The following is a 17,715-nucleotide window of genomic DNA, read 5'->3' on the forward strand; positions in this document are numbered from 1 at the left end:
GGCGGCCCGCCCGGCCCGGCCACGGCGTCAGCCACCGACCCGGTCCAGCGCCGACTGCAGGGACTGCCGGTAGCCGGTGCTGGTGTAGGTGGCGCCGGAGACGGCGTCGATGTCCGCGCCCTGGGCCGCGACGGCCTCCCGGTTGAGTTTCGGGACGGCCAGCGCGGTCTTCCGGTCGCTGAGGCCGCCCCCGGGTGCCCGGACCGCCTCCGCCCCCGTGATCCGGCCGCCGGCGAGCGTGATCCGGACCTGGACCGGGCCGTACGGGGTCCGCGCCGCGTCACCGGTGACCGTCCCCGCCCCGGCGTCCCGCGCGCCGCCCCGCGGCGACTCCCGCGCCGCCGCCGTCCCTCGCGCCGCCGCCGTCCCCCGCGGCGCCGGGTCCGCCGCCGGCGCGGCGGCCGGGCCCGGCGCGGGCTTCAGCGACAGCATCAGCACGACACCGGACACCGTGGCGGCGGTGGTCAGCACCACGCGCCGAACGGGGTGGTTCTTCCTCATCGCTTCACAGCCCCCGCTCACCTCTCGAACGACTCGTGGTGGATGCGCCGTGCGGGGACACCCGCGTCGCGCAGTGCCTCGTACACCGACCGCGCGAACCCGGGCGGGCCGCACAGGAAGACGTCGTGCCGGTCGACGTCCGGGACCTTCCGCCGCAGGTTCTGCGCCGAGATGTCCGGGCGTTCGCCGTCCGGGCCGTTGACCGCGTACATCAGGCGCGCGCCCCGTTCCTCGGCGATCGCGGCCAGCTCGTCCCACAGGGCCAGGTCCCGGGTGGTGCCGGCCCGGTAGAGCAGCGTGATGTCACCGGCCGCCCCGGGCAGCGTCTCGAACAGCGCCCGCATCGGTGTGATGCCCACGCCGCCCGCGACCAGCAGCACCTTGCCCCGGCTGCGCCGCTGGGCGGTGAGCGCGCCGTACGGGCCCTCCGCCCACACCCGGGTGCCCGGCGCCAGGTCCCGCAGCCGGGCGCTGTGGTCGCCGACCGCCTTCACGGTGATCCGCAGCATGCCGGGGCGGGGCGCCGCCGACAGCGAGTAGGGGTGGGAGCTGAACCGCATCCCGGGCGCCAGGAACCGCCAGCGGAAGAACTGGCCCGCCTCCGCGCCCACCCGGTGCAGCTTCCGCCCGCCGATGAGCACCGACACGATGCCGGGCGCCTCCTCGACGACCCCCTCCACCCGCATGCGGTGCCGGAGGTTCAGCCGGACGGGGGTGAGGATCCGGTACCAGAGCACGAGGACGGTGACCGAGCCGTACAGCGCGCACCAGGAGGTCCTGGCGGTGGGCTCGACCGCGAAGTCGTTGCCCGTGGTGATCTGGTGCCAGAACGTCAGGAACACCGCCGCGTACGTCAGCAGGTGGACGTGGTACCAGGTGTCGTAGGGCAGCCGGCGGCGGACCGCGCCGGCCGAGGTCAGCCCGATGAGCACGAACAGGCCGGTGCCGAGGGCGGCCTTGCCCACGTCGGGCAGCTGCCCGAGGGAGTCGGCGGTCTGCCGGACGACGTCGCCGAGCGAGCGGCCGGCCCGGAGCGCGTAGCCCCACATCGTGAGGAAGACGTGCGCGACGACCAGGCAGAGCGTGTAGCGGCCGCTCATCGCGTGCCAGCGGGCCACCCGGTCCGAGCCCACGCGCCGCTCCAGCGCCGGCACCCGCGCCGTCTGGAGCACCACCAGCGCCATCAGGTAGCCGGCCAGCAGGCCGGTGATCCGGCCGGCGTTGAGGATCCTGTCGCCGTCGTCCGCGAGGGACGAGGTGTGGTGCCACCACAGCCACAGCACGGCCGCCGCGCCGGCCCCGACCGCCAGCAGCAGCGGGACGGCCGGGGAGCGGCGCGGGCGGATGCGGCGCATCGTCTGGCGGCGGGCGGCGCGTCCGCCCGCGAGCGTCGTGGTCACGGTTCCTCCGGGGGACTTGACCCTTGGCCCACAGATACGCGCCGCACGCGCCCGGTGTTCACCGGCCCGCCGAGTCCAGCGCCGACTGCAGCGACCGCTTGTAGCCGTCGCTGGTGTACGTCGCCCCCGAGACCGCGTCGATCCGCGCGCTCTGCGCGGTCAGGGCCTCGCCGCGCAGCCGGGGCAGGGCGTAGGCGTTGATCTCCTGGTCGCGCGGGTTGTCCCGCGGGTAGTCGACCGCGGTGACGTCGGTGAGCCTGCCGCCCTTGACCGTGACCCGCACCCGGACCGGCCCCCACCGGGTCTGCACGCTGTCACCGGTGACGGTCCTGGTGCCCGTGCCCGTGCCCGCCGTCCCGCCGCCCCGCCCCGGCGAGGCGCTCGCGCCGGCGCCGCCGCTCGGCGCGGGCACCGGCGCGGGCGCCGCCGCCGGGTCGGCGTGCGGCTTGAGCGACAGCAGCAGCACCATCGCGGAGACGGTGGCGGCACCGGTCAGCACGATGCGGCGGAGGGGGCGGTTCCTGTTCAACACGTGCACGGCGGGCCTCACAGTTCGAACGACTCGTGGTGGATGCGGCGGTCCGGGACCCCGGCCGCCCGCAGCGCCCGGTAGACGTCCTCGGCGAAGCCGCGCGGGCCGCACAGGTAGACGTCGTGGCCGGACAGGCCGGGGACGGCCGCGCGCAGCGACTGCGCCGTCAGCGGCGGACGCTCCCCGCCCGGCCCGTTCAGCGCGTACAGCACCCGCGCCCCGCGCCACCGGGCGATCGCCTCCAGCTCGCCGCCGAGCGCCAGGTCCTGCGCACCGTGCGCCCGGTACAGCAGGGTCACCTCGCCGGGCAGCGTCTCGAACAGCGCCCGCAGCGGGGTGACGCCGACCCCGGCCGCGATCAGCAGGGACCGGTGACCGGCACCCCGGTCGGCGGTCAGGGAGCCGTACGGGCCCTCCGCCCAGACCCGGGTGCCCGGCCGCAGCAGCGGCACCGCGGCGCTGTGGTCGCCGAGCGCCTTGACCGTGATCCGCAGCAGGTCCGGGCGCGGCGGCGCGGACAGGGAGTACGGCGTCGACGTCCGGCCCAGGCCCCCGCCGAGGAACCGCCAGCGGAAGAACTGCCCCGGCCGCACCCCCAGCCGGTCCAGGTGCCGGCCGCGCACGACCACCGAGTACACGCCCGGCGCCTCCTCGTCCACCGACTGCACGCGCAGCCGGTGCCGCAGGTTGAGCCGGACCGGGGTGAGGATCCGGAACCACAGCACCAGGACCGCCACGCCGAGGTACAGCGCGTACCAGACGGCGGCGGCCACGGGCCTGCCGACGAACTCGTCGCCGAGCGCCAGCTGGTGGAAGAACGCCAGGAGGACGGCCGCGTACGTCAGCAGGTGCACGTAGTACCAGAACTCGTGGCTGGTGCGGCGGCGCGCGGCCCGCACCGACGTGACGCCGACCGCGAGGAGGAGCACGGTGCCGGCGGTGGCCTCCAGCATGTCCGGGTAGTCCAGGACCACGGTCGCCGTCTCGCGCCACGGCGAGGCGCGGTCCTGGGCGGCGTACCCGGTGAGGACGAGCACGACGTGCGCCACGAGCAGGCAGACGGTGTACCGGCCGGCCATCGCGTGCCAGCGCGCCACCCGGTCGGAGCCGATCCGCACCTCCAGCAGCGGCACCCGCGCCATGAGGCCGACCAGCACCGCGCAGGCGTACCCGCACAGCAGCCCGGCGATCCGCCCGGCCCCGGTCAGCCAGCCGGCAGCGCCGGTCACGGTCGCGGTGTCCGCCCACCAGAGCGCCACCACGGCCGCCGCCCCCGCCCACAGCACGGCCAGTACGGGCCCCGCGGGGGAACGCCGTGCGGGGGAGCGCCGGGCGGTCGCGTGCCCGGGCGGGGCGGCCCGCCGCGCATCCACGGTGGTCATCAGGTCCCGTCCTTCCGTCCGCCCCGGCCCGCGGTCGTCGTCCGCCGGTGCGGCCACTGTGCGCGCCGAAGCTCTGAGGCACCTTTGAGCGGCGGCCGTGCGCAGCGGACTCAGAGGAAACTCAGAGCGACCCGGGCGGCCGGCCGGCGGGCCCGGGGTCGATGCTGGTAGGCGCGATGAACACGACCCGCTCCGGCCGCCCCGCCCTCACCCGCCCCGACGGCACACCGCTGCGCGTCCTCGTCGTCGACGACGACCCCGACCTCGCCGAGGTGCTCACCGGCGCCCTGCGCTACGAGGGCTGGCAGGTGCGCGCGGCCGGCGACGGGTCCCGCGCGGTCGCCGCCGCGCGGGAGCTGCTGCCCGACGCCGTCGTCCTGGACGTGATGCTCCCCGACACCGACGGCTTCACCGTGCTGCGCCGCCTGCACGAGGTGAAGCCCGACGTGTGCGTGCTCCTCCTCACCGCCCGCGACGCCGTCGAGGACCGCATCGCCGGCATCACCGCGGGCGGTGACGACTACGTCACCAAACCCTTCAGCCTGGAGGAGGTCGTCGCCCGGCTGCGCGGACTGCTGCGCCGCGCCGGCATGGCCCGCCAGCAGGACGGGGGACCGCGGCTGACCGTGGGCGACCTGGCCATGGACGAGGAGGCCCGCGAGGTGACCCGGGCCGGCGAGCTGATCGAGCTCTCGCCCACCGAGTTCGAGCTGCTCCGCTTCCTCATGCGCAATCCGCGCCGCGTCCTCAGCAAGGCCCAGATCCTCGACCGGGTCTGGTCCTACGACTTCGGCGGCCGGGCCCACGTCGTCGAGCTGTACATCTCCTACCTGCGCAAGAAGGTGGACGCGGGCCGCGAGCCCATGATCCACACGGTGCGGGGGGCGGGCTACGTGCTGAAGCCGGTGACGCGATGAGGTTCCTGCGGCGGCTGCCCCGCCCGCGCACCCTGCGGGCCCGCCTCACCGTGGGCCTGGTGGTGCTCCTCGCGGTGAGCTGCGCGGCCGTGGGAGTCGCCGCGGTCGTGGAGCTGAACGGCTTCCTCACCCGGCGCCTGGACGAACAGCTCGCCCAGGCCGGCACCCGGTTCCCGCAGAGCCTGGAGCACGACGGCGCGCTGCCGGACGGCCACGACGGGGGACACGGCGACGGCTACGGCGACGAGTACGGCGACACCCGCCGGACGGCCACCGGCACCTTCGGCGCCCGCCTGCTGAACGGCACGGTCACCAGCAAGGGCCTCATCCGCTCCGGCGACCCCGCCGCCGACCTGGACGTCCACCTGAGCGCCGGGGACGAGCGGCGGCTGGCCGGGGTGCCGGCCGACGGCCGGGCCCACTCCGTGGAACTCTCCGCCCTGGACGGCTACCGCGTCGTCGCCTCGCCCGGCCGGGACGGGGACGTCCTGGTCGTCGGCCTTCCGCTGGAGCCCGTCGAGGCCGCGGTCCACCGTCTGGAACTGGTGGCCGGGATCGTCTTCGGCCTGGCCCTGGTGGTGACCGGTGTCGCCGGGGTGTTCTGGGTGCGCTGGTCGCTGCAACCGCTCAGCCGGGTCGCGGCCACCGCCACCCGGGTGAGCGAGCTCCCCCTGGCCAGCGGCGAGGTGGTCCTGCCGCCCCGCGTCCCGGCCGCCGATCCGCGCGGCGAGGTCGGCCGGATGGCGACGGCCTTCAACCGGATGCTGGGCCACGTCGAGAACGCCCTGACCAAACGCCACGCCAGTGAGGAGCGGCTGCGGCGCTTCGCCGCCGACGCCAGCCACGAGCTGCGCACCCCGGTCGCCTCGGTCCGCGGCCACGCCGAGCTGGCCCTGCTGCACCCGGGTCCGGTGCCGCCCGAGGTCGCCCGGGCCCTGGAGCGCATCACGGCCGAGTCCGCGCGCATGGGCGAGATGGTGGACGACCTGCTCCTGCTGGCCCGCCTCGACGCGGGACGCCCGCTGGAGCGCCGTCCGGTCGACCTCACCCGGCTGGTCCTGGACGCGGTGGCCGACGCCCGCGCCGCGGGCCCCGGCCACCGCTGGACCCTCGACCTGCCGGAGGAGCCGGTCACGGTGACGGGCGACGCCCACCGGCTGCACCAGGTGGTGGCCAACCTGCTGGCCAACGCGCGTCTGCACACGCCCGTGGGCACGTGGGTGACGGTGACCCTCGCAACCGGCGGGGACGCGGCCTCCCTCTCCGTCCACGACAACGGCCCCGGCGTTCCCGAGGAGGTCCGGCCCCACGTCTTCGAACGCTTCACCCGGGCGGAGCACCGCCGCCGCCCGGACGCCTCCGGCGGCGGCGCGGGCCTCGGCCTGTCGATCGTGGCGGCGGTGGTGGAGGCGCACGGCGGGGGCGTGGTGCTGGACGGCGGGCCGGGGGCCACCGCGTTCACCGTGCGGCTCCCCTCCGGCTGACCCCGCGCGGGGGAGACGGGCACCGGGCCCGCACCCGGTGGGGCGGGCGGCACCATCCCGCCCCACCGCGATCCGCGGTGCTCCTCCGGGGACCGGCCCGCCGCAGGACCCGCCGCCCGCCTCGGCCGCACGGTTCAGGCGCACGCCCCGGCCGCACGGCTCAGACGGCGGACGGGGGCAGCGGCAGGGGCAGCCCGGGCAACCCGTCCAGGCTGGTCGCGACGTGCTCCTTCTTCTCGAAGTACGCGTTCAGCGAGGCGTCGTCCTCCCGGGCGAACCGCCTGCCGTGCAGGTCGCGGTCCTCCTCGTAGCTCATGCGGGGGACGGCGTACCCGCAGGTGTCCCGCACCAGGGCGGCGTGGACGAGGATGATCGCGCGCAGCCCGTGCGGGGTGGGGTCGATGTCCGGGAAGCGGGCGAGCAGCTCGGGGAAGCGGGGGTCGTCGCGGAAGACCGGTTCGCCCCGGCCGTGCACCCGGACGATGGTGGGCGGTCCCTGGAAGGCGCACCACATCAGGGTGATCCGCCCGTTCTCCCGCAGGTGGGCGACGGTCTCCGCGTGGGACCCGGCGAAGTCCAGGTAGGCCACCGTCAGCCCGTCGAGCACGACGAGGGAGCCCTTGAGGCCCTTGGGGGAGAGGTTGACCGTGCCGTCGCCCGACAGCGGGGCGGTCGCGGTGAAGAAGAGGGGCTGTTCCTCGATGAACGTCCGGAGCCTGCCGTCTATGCGCTCGTAGGTCTTTCCCATGTCCGCCGATTATCGCCGACGGCACTCCGCCCGGCCGGGCGTTTTCCGGCCCCGCCGCCCCGGCCGGTGCTCCGGTGCGCCCACCGGAGAGCCGATTGACGAATCATGCAGAGTTCTGCATACTCATGCATACCGGCGGATGCACTGTGAGGAGAAACCCGTGACCGAGCGCGTCGTACTCGCCTACTCGGGCGGTCTGGACACCTCCGTCGCCATCGGCTGGATCGCCGAGGAGACGGGCGCCGAGGTCATCGCCGTGGCGGTCGACGTCGGCCAGGGCGGCGAGGACCTGGACGTCATCCGCAAGCGCGCGCTCGCCTGCGGTGCCGTCGAGGCCGAGGTCGCCGACGCCAGGGACGAGTTCGCCGACGAGTACTGCCTCCCGGCGATCAAGGCCAACGCCCTCTACATGGACCGCTACCCGCTGGTCTCCGCCCTGTCCCGGCCGGCGATCGTCAAGCACCTCGTCGCCGCCGCCGAGAAGCACGGCGCCACGACCGTCGCCCACGGCTGCACCGGCAAGGGCAACGACCAGGTCCGCTTCGAGGCGGGCATCGTCGCCCTCGCCCCCGGCCTGCGGTGCATCGCCCCGGTCCGCGACTACGCGATGACCCGTGACAAGGCGATCGCCTTCTGCGAGGAGAAGCGGCTCCCGATCGCCACCACCAAGAAGTCGCCGTACTCCATCGACCAGAACGTCTTCGGGCGCGCCGTCGAGACGGGCTTCCTGGAGGACATCTGGAACGCCCCGGTCGAGGACATCTACGAGTACACCTCCAATCCGGCCACCCCGCGCGGGGCCGACGAGGTGGTCATCACCTTCGAGGAGGGCGTCCCGGTCGCCGTCGACGGCAAGCCCGTCACCGTCCTGCAGGCCGTCCAGCAGCTCAACGAGCGCGCCGGCGCCCAGGGCGTCGGCCGGATCGACATGGTCGAGGACCGGCTCGTGGGCATCAAGTCCCGCGAGGTGTACGAGGCTCCGGGCGCCATCGCCCTGATCACCGCCCACCAGGAACTGGAGAACGTCACCGTCGAGCGCGAACTCGCCCGCTACAAGCGGCAGGTCGAGCAGCGCTGGGGCGAACTGGTCTACGACGGCCAGTGGTTCTCCCCGCTCAAGCGCGCCCTGGACGGCTTCATCGACGAGGCCAACCAGCACGTCTCCGGCGACATCCGGATGATCCTGCACGGCGGCCGCGCGGTCGTCAGCGGCCGGCGCTCGCAGTCGTCGCTGTACGACTTCAACCTGGCCACCTACGACACCGGCGACACCTTCGACCAGGCCGCGGCCAAGGGCTTCATCGACATCCACAGCCTGTCGTCGAAGATCGCCGCCAGGCGGGACCTCGCGCAGGGCCCACGGGGCACCTCGCACGCATCGGCCTGACAGCCGCCTCCTCACCTGCAAGGGTGGGGAAGGCGGTCGCACAGAGACAACTCTTCGAGGAGCAATCCAAGTGAGCAGCAACAACGGTGACGTACGGCTCTGGGGCGGCCGTTTCGCCGACGGTCCCGCCGAGGCCCTGGCGAAGCTGTCCGCGTCCGTCCACTTCGACTGGCGGCTCGCGCCCTACGACATCGCCGGATCGCGCGCCCACGCGCGCGTGCTGCACAAGGCGGACCTCCTCACCGACGACGAGCTGACCCGCATGACCGCCGGGCTCGACCGGCTGGAGGCGGACGTCGCCTCCGGCGCCTTCGTCGGCACCGTCGCCGACGAGGACGTCCACACGGCCCTGGAGCGCGGCCTGCTGGAGCGCCTCGGCCCCGACCTCGGCGGCAAGCTGCGCGCGGGCCGCTCCCGCAACGACCAGGTCGCCACCCTGTTCCGGATGTACCTGCGGGACCACGCCCGGACGATCGGCGCCCTGATCGCCGATCTCCAGGACGCCCTGATCGGCCTGGCCGAGGCCCACCCGGACGTGGCGATGCCCGGCCGCACCCACCTCCAGCACGCCCAGCCGGTCCTCTTCGCCCACCACGTCCTCGCCCACGTCCAGTCGCTGTCCCGGGACGCCGAGCGGCTGCGCCAGTGGGACGAGCGGACGGCCGTGTCGCCGTACGGCTCCGGCGCCCTCGCGGGCTCCTCCCTCGGCCTGGACCCGGAGGCGGTGGCGAAGGACCTCGGCTTCGAGCGCGGCAGCGTCGGCAACTCCATCGACGGCACCGCCTCCCGCGACTTCGTCGCCGAGTTCGCCTTCATCACCGCGATGATCGGCGTGAACCTCTCCCGGATCGCCGAGGAGATCATCATCTGGAACACGAAGGAGTTCTCCTTCGTGACCCTCCACGACGCGTTCTCCACCGGCTCCTCGATCATGCCGCAGAAGAAGAACCCGGACATCGCCGAGCTGGCCCGCGGCAAGTCCGGCCGCCTCATCGGCAACCTGTCCGGCCTCATGGCGACGCTGAAGGCCCTGCCGCTCGCCTACAACCGCGACCTGCAGGAGGACAAGGAGCCGGTCTTCGACTCCTGCGACCAGCTGGAGGTGCTGCTGCCCGCCTTCACCGGCATGATCGCCACCCTCACCGTCAACCGGGAGCGCATGGAGGAACTGGCCCCGGCCGGTTTCTCGCTCGCCACCGACATCGCCGAGTGGCTGGTCAGGCAGGGCGTGCCGTTCCGCGTGGCGCACGAGGTCGCGGGGGAGTGCGTCAAGGCCGCCGAGGCCGAGGGCAAGGAGCTGGACGAACTCACGGACGAACAGTTCGCGAAGATCTCCGCCCACCTCACCCCCGAGGTGCGCACGGTCCTGAACGTGCCCGGCGCCCTCGCCTCCCGCAACGGCCGCGGCGGCACGGCCCCCGCCGCGGTAGCCGTCCAGCTCGCCGAGGTCAAGGCGGACGTGGCCGCCCAGCACGCCTGGGCGGACGCCGAGAAGAAGTAGCCGCCGGGCATCGCGGGTTAGGTTGGTCGGTGAACAGCCGACCGAACGGAGCCCGCGATGCCCTTCGCACGTCTCTCCTCAGCCACGACGCCCACCTGCCACCTCGGCCTGGGCCTCGCCGCCGTCGGCCGGCCCGGCTACATCAACCTGGGCCGTGACGCCGACCTCCCGCCGGTCCGCAGCGTGGACGCCCTGCGCGAGCGCACCCACGACCTCCTCGACGCCGCCTACGCCCAGGGCGTGCGCTACTTCGACGCGGCCCGCTCCTACGGCCGCGCGGAGGAGTTCCTCGCCGCCTGGCTCGACGCCCGCCCGGACCTCGACGACGTGGTGGTCGGCAGCAAGTGGGGCTACACCTACACCGCCGGCTGGTCCGCCGACGCCGAGCAGCACGAGGTGAAGGACCACAGCCCGGCGGCGTACGAGCGGCAGCGCGCCGAGACCGGCCGGCTGCTCGGCGACCGGCTCGACCTGTACCAGATCCACTCGGTGACCCCGGACAGCCCGGCCCTGACCGACAAGGAACTCCACGCCCGGCTCGCCGAAGCCGCCGCGGGCGGCCTGACCGTCGGCTTCTCCACCAGCGGCCCCGCCCAGGCCGACGCGATCCGCGCGGCGCTGGAGGTGACGGTCGACGGCGAGCCCCTCTTCCGCACCGTCCAGTCGACGTACAACGCCCTGGAGACCTCGGCGGGGCCCGCGCTCGCCGAGGCGCACGACGCCGGACTGACCGTGATCGTCAAGGAGGGCCTGGCCAACGGCCGGCTCGCCGCACCGCACGCCCCGGAGGCGCTGAAGGCCGTGGCCGAGGAGACCTCCCTCGGCTGCGATGCCGTGGCCCTCGCCTTCGTCCTGCGGCAGCCGTGGGCGGGCGTCGTCCTGTCCGGCGCGGCGACCGTCGCCCAGCTCGCCTCCAACCTCCACGCACCCGCCGTCGACCTCGACGCCGGCCGACTGGCCCGCATCGCCACCCTCGTGGAGGACCCGCGCGCCTACTGGGAGCGGCGCGGACGGCTGCCCTGGCACTGACCGGCCCCGCCGGCCGACCGCCGCGAGTCACGCACGCCCGCGAGGAGACGAGCCTGTCCCCGCGGGGCCGGTCTACGACTTGCCGTTCCCCGGTTTCTTCGAACTCCGCCCGGCGTCCCCGGCCTTGCCGTGCGGTGCGCCGTCGTTCTCCGGCTTCTGCGTCTCCGCCCCTGCGGTTCCCTCCGGCTCCGCCGTTCCCTCCTCCGGCTCCGCCGTCCCCTCCTCCGGCTCCGCCGGGGGCGTGAACCGGTCCCCCGGCGTCGCACCGGGCCCGGACCGTGCAGGGGAAGTCGCGGTGCCGTGCCCGGCCGCCCCGGTGACCGGTTCCCCGCGAGCGGGGGTGGAGGCCGAGCCGGCGGTGGGACGGCCGCGGTGCGGGGCGGCGGCGTCGTGGAGCGGTGCGGTGGAGACGCCGCGGGCGGAGGACGACGCGGCCGCGGAGACGGGACCGGTCCCCGCCGGCGAGGTGCGTGGCGTCCCGGCCTCCTGCGAGGGGCGGCTGACGGCCTGTGCCGTCCCCCCGTCGCCCCCGTGGTGCGGCGGGGCGTCGGAAACGGCGAGGACGGCGGACATGGCGGCGGCGAGCGCGGCGGTCCCACCGATGACCAGGGCGCGGGCGCGGGCGGGCGCGGTCCTCGGCGCGGTCCGCTCCGCGGCGGGCGACGGGTGCCGGTGCGTGGCGTCGGCGTCCCGCGCCGAAGTTCCGGGCGGAACGACGCTCGTGACGGGGGCCGCGGGCACGACCGGCACGGAACGGACCGTGCCGGCCAGGGCGGTCAGCGCCCGGGCGCACTCCTGTGCCGGGGGGCGGGCCTCCTCGTCGAGGGCGGTCATGTCCCGCAGCAGGGCCGCGAACTCCTCCGGCAGGAAGGCCGGCAGCACGGGCGGCCGGTGCAGCCGCGCGATCGCCGCTTCGAGGGGCCCGCCGTCGTATTCGAGCCGGCCCGTGAGGCATTCGAGGAGCACGAGGCCGAGGGCGTAGACGTCGGCGGGCAGGCCGACGGGCCGGCCGAGCACCTGCTCGGGGGAGAGGTAGGCCGCCGTGCCGATGAGGGCGCCGGTGGCGGTGCGGGTGGTGGCGTCGAGCAGCCGGGAGATGCCGAAGTCGGTCAGGTGGGGCCGGCCGGAGGCGTCCAGGAGGATGTTGGACGGCTTGACGTCGCGGTGGACGACCCCCGCCTCGTGCGCGTGGGCCAGGGCCCGGGCGAGAGCGGCGCCCAGTGCGGCGGTCTCCTCGGCGGTCAGCGGCCCCTGGGCGATGCGGCCCCTGAGCGTGGGGCCTTCGATCAGCTGCATCACCAGGTACGCGCGGCCGTTGTGCCGCCCCGCGTCGAAGGCGGTCACCAGCCCGGGGTGCTGCAGGCGGGCCAGGATCACCGTCTCGCTCTGGAAGCGTTCCTCCAGGTCGGCGTCGGTGCCGCTGCGGAAGACCTTCACCGCCACGGAGCGCCGCAGGCGAAGGTCGAAACCGTGGTGGACGTCGGCGGCACCGCCCGAGCCGATGAGTGTGTCCAGTCGGTACCGCCCCGCCAGTATTTCGGCGGTGCACCGGGATTTCAGTGCCAGAGCCGACTCGTGGAGCCTCATCCCATCTCCCGCTGCGTCGAGGGCCGGTTCGTGAACGCGCCCGTTGCCGGCGCCGGAACCGCGTACCCCCGATGGGGAGGACTATCCGGAAAACGGTGTCACGGGCAGGCCTCAGGCCGCCTTCGCCTTGGTGGCGTACATGTCCACGTACTCCTGGCCCGACAGCCGCATGACCTCGGCCATCACGGAGTCGGTCACCGCCCGCAGCACGTAGCGGTCCCGGTCCATCCCCTCGTACCGCGAGAACTCCATGGGCTCGCCGAAGCGGACGGTGACGCGGCCGGGCCGCGGGATGCCCCGGCCACCCGGCTGCAGCTTGTCCGTGCCGATCATCGCGAAGGGAACCACCGGCGCGCCGGTCATCAGCGTCAGCCGCGCGATACCGGTGCGCCCCCGGTACAGCCGCCCGTCGGGCGACCGCGTCCCCTCGGGGTAGATCCCGAAGACCCTCCCCTCCTCCAGGATCCGCCGCCCGGTCATCAGCGCGGCGACGCCACCGCTCGCCCCGTCCCGGTCCACCGGGACCATGCCGACGCCGGTGAAGAACCACGCCATCAACCGGCCCTTGAAACCCTTGCCCGTGACGTACTCGTCCTTGCCGATGAAGAACACCTGCCGCCTGGTCACCACCGGAAGCACGATGGAGTCGATGAACGTGAGGTGGTTGCCGGCCAGGATGACCGGCCCGTCGCCGGGGATGTTCTCCGCGCCCTCCACCCGTGGGCGGAACATCAGACGCATGATCGGTCCGAGCACTGCCTTGATGAGCGCGAAGCGGGACAACGGGTCCTCCGATGCCGAGGGGAGCGATATGAGTCTGTGCAGGTGAGGACATTACTCGCGGCTACGGGGCAAGCGCACGTCGGGTACGCCCGGTCCCCCCGTGTCCCGCGCGCTGGTGACGCGGGCTCACCTGCGGCGGCGCCCGGAGCCCGCCCGTGACGCGGCGGCGGCGATGTGACGGACGTCGCGCGCAGCCCCCGCCCGTTCGGCTGCCCACCGCACGCGCGCCGACGCACCCGTCCGGTGACGCGTCCTCACCTCCCGCCGCGCGCCGGACGGACGACGGCACCCCTGCGTTCGCCCCGCGGTCTCCCGCACGTCATGTGCACGCCCCTACGATCGGCGCGCACTCAAGGGCGGACGGCAGAAAGGCGCTCATGGACAACGACCAGGCGAACGGGCAGGCACGGGGAACGGGACGGCGGGCGCTCCTCGGCGCCGCGGTGCTCGGCGCGGGCGGGGCGGTCCTCGGACTGCCCGGCGCCGCCGCGGCGGCCGCCGCCCGTCCGGCCGCGGCCGGACACGGCGGGCGGGGGCTGAAGGGCCTGCCGGTGCCGACCATCATCGGACACCGCGGTGCCAGCGGCTACCGGCCGGAGCACACCTTCGGCTCCTACGAACTCGCCCTCGACCTCGGAGCCGACATCGTGGAGGCAGGCGACCTGGTGCCCACCAGGGACGGGCACCTGGTGTGCCGGCACGAGCCGGAGATCGGCGGTACCACGGACGTCGCCTCGCACCCCGAGTTCGCCGGCCGGAGGACCACCAAGGTCCTCGACGGCGTCCCCACCACCGGCTGGTTCACCGAGGACTTCACGCTCGCCGAACTGAAGACGCTGCGCGCCGTCGAGCGCATCCCGGCCAACCGCCCGCACAACACCCTCTACGACGGACGGTGGGGGATCCCCACCTTCGAAGAGGTCCTGAAGTGGCAGGACGAGCAGACCCGCAAGCGCGGCAGGCAGGTCTGGATCTACCCCGAGACCAAGCACCCCACCTACTTCCGCAAGCTGGGCCTCGGCCTGGAGGAGCGGGTGGCGAAACTGCTGCGCGCGCACGGCAAGGACGGCCGCGACGCGCCGGTCGTCCTGCAGTCCTTCGAGCCCACCAGCATCCAGCGGCTCAACCGGCTTGTCGACAACCCGCTCGTCGTGCTGCTCTCCTCGGCGGACACCCGCCCCTGGGACTTCGTCGAGGCGGACGACCCGCGCACGGTCGCCGACCTGATCACGCCCCGGGGTCTGCGGGAGATCGCCGGTTACGCCCGGGGCATCGGCCCGACACTGGACCTGGTCATCCCCAGGAACGCCGACGGCACCCTCGCCGCACCGAGCACGCTGGTCGCCGACGCGCACGGGGCGGGCCTGATCCTGCACCCGTACACCATGCGCAACGAAAACCCCTTCCTGCCGGCCGAGTTCCGCAGGGGCGGCACCGCGGACGCCTACGGGGACGCCTTCGGCGCCTTCCGGAAGTACTTCGCGACCGGCATCGACGGCGTCTTCACCGACAACGCCGACACCGCACTGCTCGCCCGCGCCGACTTCCTGGGCGGCTGAGCCGGCCCGCCGTCAACGGCGGGCCCCCCGGCCCCCGTTCGGAGGGACTCCGCGCCGCCCCGGCAACTCACGGCCGGGGCGGCGCGTCGTTCCGCATATGACGCACGATCTGGTGACCGCCCTGCGCCCCCTGCTCACCGCCGAGGCCTCCGCCGAGGCACATGCCCACGGAAGCGAGCCGGGCGACCTGGAACAGGCGGTCTGGCTCCGCCTCCTGGAGCGCCTGGCGGCCGACGGACCACCCCTCGATCCGCAGGGCTGGCTGCGCAAGGCCGTCCGCGCCGAGGCGCGCCGCAGCCGCCGCACCCTCCGCACCGAGCGCCCGTACGGCGGCGAGCCCGCGGACGACGCCCGCCCCGGACCCGAGCAGTCCGTCCTCACCGCGGCCCGCCACCGGGCCCTGCGGGACGCGGTCCGTCGGCTGCCCGGCCGCTGCCCCCGCCTCATCGAGGCGCTGCTCTCCCCGAAGGACCCGACGTACCGGGAGATCGCAGGGGAGTTGGGTATCTCACAGGGCAGTCTCGGGCCGGAACGTTCCAGATGTCTGGGATGTCTGCGTCGATTGCTCGCACCGGAGGTTGCGGCCCGCGGAGCGCGGGGATAGAAGTCAGGGACGACAGGCGATCAGGTGAGCGGGAGGCATGCGCACATGGGCATGAGCGTGACCATCTCGGTGGCGACCGAGCAGGACGCGGAGCAGATCTTCAGGCTCCAGTACCTGTGCTTCCAGAGTGAGGCGGCGCTGTACGGCAACTACCGCATCGACCCGCTCGTCCAGAGCCTGGACTCCGTGCGCCAGGAGGTCGGCACCGACTGCGTCTTCGTCGCCCGGCTCGGCGACGAGGTGGTCGGCTCGGTCCGCGGCAAGCTCACCGAGGACGGCGCCGCCGCCATCGGCAAGCTCTGCGTCCACCCCCGCCTCCAGGGCCACGGCATCGGCGCGCGCCTGCTGCGCGCGGCCGAGGCGGCGCTGGCCGGGGAGCGGGGCGCCACCCGCTTCCGCCTCCACACCGGCCACCGCAGCGAGGGCAACCTCCGCCTGTACCGCCGGGTCGGCTACGAGACGGTGGGCCGGTCCAGGGGCGCCGACGGCGTGGAGATGATCGTCCTGGAGAAGCAGGCGGGCGCGTACGCGGCTACGGCGTGACGGCCCGGCGCTTCCGCAGCCAGTACAGCGCGGACAGCGGCAGCAGGACGGGAATGAAGACGTACCCCATCCCGTAGTCCGACCACACGGTCGCGTCGTGGAAGGCGGACGGCTCCACCACGGTCCAGGTGCCGACGACCAGCACGCCCACCAGCTCGGCGGCGCAGCACACCAGCGCCGCCCTGCGGGCCGTCTCCCCGCCGCGGACCAGGGTGTACGTGATGAACCCGTACACCACCCCGGCCACCGCCGACAGGACGTACGCCAGCGGCGCCCGCTGGAAGTCCGTCGCGATCTGGTACACGGAACGCGACACCGCGCCGACCACCATCACGCCGTAGAACCAGACGAGCAGCATGCCCGGCCCGCCGGTCAACCGGGTCGGCTTCTCCTCCACCGCCGTCACCTCAGCCTCCCCAGATGTCATGGAGCCGCACCTCCAGCACGGCCAGCACCACACCGCCGGCGGCCACCGTCACCGAACCCCAGCGCGTCCGCTCGGCCAGCGACATGAAGCCCGCCGCCGGCACGCACGCGAACGCGCCCAGCAGGTACGCCACGAAGATCGCCGTGCCCTGCTCCGGCTTCCCGCCCCGCGCCAGCTGCACGACCCCGACGACCAGCTGGACCAGGGCCAGCAGCGACACCACGGCCATCCCGGTGAAGTGCCAGTCCTTGGTCGGCTGGTCCCGGTGGGCCGCCCAGCCGCACCAGGCGGCGAGCAGCAGCGCGGCGACCCCGGTCGCCAGCGTCAGGGCATTGAGCATGCCGCGACCCTATTACGGCGGAAACGGGCCGCCGCCGCCGACCCCGCCCTACGCCGTAGGGTCTGGACCATGACGATCCGCGCACACGCCCTCCTGTTCGACAACGACGGCACCCTGGTCTCCTCCCTCGACTCCGTCGAGCGCTGCTGGGCCCGCTGGGCGCGGGAGTACGGGATCACCGCCGAGGAGTTCGGACGCGTGGAGCTGCACGGCCGGACCGCCGTGGAGATAGTCGCCGACCTGCTGCCCGCCCGCCTGGTCCCGGAGGCGGTCGCGCGGGTCGAACAGCTGGAGGTGGAGGACGTGCCCCACGGCGGCGTGCGCCTGCTGCCCGGCACCCGGGACTTCCTGGACGCGCTGCCCGCCGACCGCTGGGCCGTGGTCACCTCCGCCACCCGGCGGCTCGCCGAGGCCCGTCTGGAAGCCGTCGGCATCCGGCCCAAGACCCTGGTCGCGGCCGACGACGTCATCCGAGGCAAGCCCGATCCCGAGCCCTACCTGCTCGCCGCCCGGCAGCTCGGCGTCGACCCCGCCCGCTGCGTCGTCTTCGAGGACGCCCCCGCCGGGCTCCGGGCCGGCCGCGCGGCCGGCATGGCCACCGTGGCCCTGGCCACGACCCACCGGTCCGGGGAACTGGACGCCGACCTGGTGGTCGGCGACCTGTCGGCGCTGTCCGTCCGGGTCACCGACGAGGGAGTGGACGTGTCCACCCGCGGCTGAGGACCGTCCGCCCCTGTCCAACATGTGGACAGGGGCGGCCTGTCAGCACCGTTCTTCTGGTTTACTGATGCCCATGACCGAGACGAGCAGCCGCACCCCTGCGACCGAGGCGACCGCGACGCCCGGTGCTCGTTGTATGGGTCCATGTCGAATGTGCGCCTGCTAGAGGGCCCCCGCAGCACCTGAGCCTCGCGCCCCGAAGCGAGAGCCGCGGCACCTCCCGCGCCGGTCCCCGGCGCGCCGGACGGACGCCTCCCCGCGCACACGACGT

General features: G+C 74.3%; 17 protein-coding genes and 1 pseudogene. 9 read left to right on the top strand and 9 right to left on the bottom strand.

The annotated features are described in order from the left end of the window. Positions 1-36: 36 nt before the first annotated feature. From QQY24_RS25215 to QQY24_RS25230, 4 genes and pseudogenes are all read right to left on the bottom strand, one after another. A pseudogene (locus tag QQY24_RS25215) lies at positions 37-501 on the bottom strand (FMN-binding protein); the annotation flags it as partial. A 17-nt stretch (positions 502-518) separates the two neighbouring features. After that, positions 519-1,901: a ferredoxin reductase family protein gene (locus tag QQY24_RS25220; protein ID WP_301975006.1), complete on the bottom strand. Its 1,383-nt coding sequence runs from the start codon at positions 1,899-1,901 to the stop codon at positions 519-521. 58 nt (positions 1,902-1,959) lie between these two features. Then, positions 1,960-2,439, bottom strand: coding sequence for an FMN-binding protein (locus QQY24_RS25225; RefSeq protein ID WP_301975007.1), 480 nt, complete (start codon positions 2,437-2,439; stop codon positions 1,960-1,962). A gap of 8 nt (positions 2,440-2,447) precedes the next feature. Next, a complete protein-coding gene (locus tag QQY24_RS25230; RefSeq protein WP_301975008.1) occupies positions 2,448-3,815 on the bottom strand; it encodes a ferredoxin reductase family protein in 1,368 nt (455 codons plus the stop codon). 176 nt (positions 3,816-3,991) lie between these two features. Between QQY24_RS25230 and QQY24_RS25235 the strand changes: the two genes are divergently transcribed. Together QQY24_RS25235 and QQY24_RS25240 are read left to right on the top strand one after the other, a co-directional pair. Then, the gene (locus QQY24_RS25235; protein ID WP_301975009.1) at positions 3,992-4,732 is read left to right on the top strand and encodes a response regulator transcription factor; all 741 of its coding nucleotides are present in this window, start codon (positions 3,992-3,994) and stop codon (positions 4,730-4,732) included. Then, entirely contained in the window at positions 4,729-6,216 is a 1,488-nt protein-coding gene (locus tag QQY24_RS25240) for a cell wall metabolism sensor histidine kinase WalK (protein ID WP_301975010.1), read from the top strand. The genes QQY24_RS25235 and QQY24_RS25240 overlap by 4 nt, the downstream gene beginning before the upstream one ends. A 160-nt stretch (positions 6,217-6,376) precedes the next feature. On the opposite strand, the gene QQY24_RS25245 is transcribed toward QQY24_RS25240, so the two are convergent. Continuing rightward, positions 6,377-6,964, bottom strand: coding sequence for a pyridoxamine 5'-phosphate oxidase family protein (locus QQY24_RS25245; protein WP_301975011.1), 588 nt, complete (start codon positions 6,962-6,964; stop codon positions 6,377-6,379). A 160-nt stretch (positions 6,965-7,124) separates the two neighbouring features. Between QQY24_RS25245 and QQY24_RS25250 the strand changes: the two genes are divergently transcribed. The 3 genes from QQY24_RS25250 to QQY24_RS25260 all read left to right on the top strand — a co-directional run bounded on the left by QQY24_RS25250 (position 7,125) and on the right by QQY24_RS25260 (position 10,881). After that, on the top strand, positions 7,125-8,351 hold the full coding sequence (locus tag QQY24_RS25250; protein WP_301975012.1) for an argininosuccinate synthase: 1,227 nt from the start codon (positions 7,125-7,127) through the stop codon (positions 8,349-8,351). Positions 8,352-8,421: 70 nt separating this feature from the next. After that, on the top strand, positions 8,422-9,852 hold the full coding sequence (gene argH / locus QQY24_RS25255) for an argininosuccinate lyase (protein ID WP_301975013.1): 1,431 nt from the start codon (positions 8,422-8,424) through the stop codon (positions 9,850-9,852). A gap of 57 nt (positions 9,853-9,909) precedes the next feature. After that, positions 9,910-10,881 carry an aldo/keto reductase gene (locus QQY24_RS25260; protein WP_301975014.1) on the top strand — a complete coding sequence of 324 codons (972 nt, stop codon included), beginning with the start codon at positions 9,910-9,912 and terminating at the stop codon, positions 10,879-10,881. Positions 10,882-10,953: 72 nt separating this feature from the next. Here the strand turns inward: QQY24_RS25260 and QQY24_RS25265 are convergent, their stop codons facing one another. Further along, the gene (locus QQY24_RS25265) at positions 10,954-12,468 is read right to left on the bottom strand and encodes a serine/threonine-protein kinase (protein WP_301975015.1); all 1,515 of its coding nucleotides are present in this window, start codon (positions 12,466-12,468) and stop codon (positions 10,954-10,956) included. Between the two features lie 111 nt (positions 12,469-12,579). Continuing rightward, a complete protein-coding gene (locus QQY24_RS25270; RefSeq protein WP_301975016.1) occupies positions 12,580-13,200 on the bottom strand; it encodes a 1-acyl-sn-glycerol-3-phosphate acyltransferase in 621 nt (206 codons plus the stop codon). Between the two features lie 428 nt (positions 13,201-13,628). Between QQY24_RS25270 and QQY24_RS25275 the strand changes: the two genes are divergently transcribed. The 3 genes from QQY24_RS25275 to QQY24_RS25285 all read left to right on the top strand — a co-directional run bounded on the left by QQY24_RS25275 (position 13,629) and on the right by QQY24_RS25285 (position 15,957). Further along, complete coding sequence (locus QQY24_RS25275; RefSeq protein ID WP_301975017.1) at positions 13,629-14,810, top strand: glycerophosphodiester phosphodiesterase; 1,182 nt, start codon at positions 13,629-13,631, stop codon at positions 14,808-14,810. Positions 14,811-14,907: 97 nt separating this feature from the next. Beyond that, the gene (locus QQY24_RS25280; RefSeq protein WP_301975018.1) at positions 14,908-15,414 is read left to right on the top strand and encodes an RNA polymerase sigma factor; all 507 of its coding nucleotides are present in this window, start codon (positions 14,908-14,910) and stop codon (positions 15,412-15,414) included. Positions 15,415-15,459: 45 nt separating this feature from the next. After that, entirely contained in the window at positions 15,460-15,957 is a 498-nt protein-coding gene (locus tag QQY24_RS25285) for a GNAT family N-acetyltransferase (RefSeq protein ID WP_301975019.1), read from the top strand. Here QQY24_RS25285 and QQY24_RS25290 read toward each other — a convergent pair. Further along, on the bottom strand, positions 15,947-16,363 hold the full coding sequence (locus QQY24_RS25290; RefSeq protein ID WP_301976356.1) for a hypothetical protein: 417 nt from the start codon (positions 16,361-16,363) through the stop codon (positions 15,947-15,949). The genes QQY24_RS25285 and QQY24_RS25290 overlap by 11 nt on opposite strands. 1 nt (position 16,364) lies before the next feature. Then, positions 16,365-16,724 (bottom strand): hypothetical protein, encoded by a 360-nt coding sequence (locus tag QQY24_RS25295; RefSeq protein WP_301975020.1) that lies wholly within the window; start codon positions 16,722-16,724, stop codon positions 16,365-16,367. 69 nt (positions 16,725-16,793) lie between these two features. Here QQY24_RS25295 and QQY24_RS25300 point away from each other — a divergent pair, with 69 nt between their 5' ends. After that, on the top strand, positions 16,794-17,444 hold the full coding sequence (locus tag QQY24_RS25300) for an HAD family hydrolase (protein ID WP_301975021.1): 651 nt from the start codon (positions 16,794-16,796) through the stop codon (positions 17,442-17,444). Positions 17,445-17,715 lie beyond the last annotated feature (271 nt).

The organism is Streptomyces sp. TG1A-8, assembly GCF_030499535.1.
In the GTDB taxonomy this organism is placed as follows: domain Bacteria; phylum Actinomycetota; class Actinomycetes; order Streptomycetales; family Streptomycetaceae; genus Streptomyces.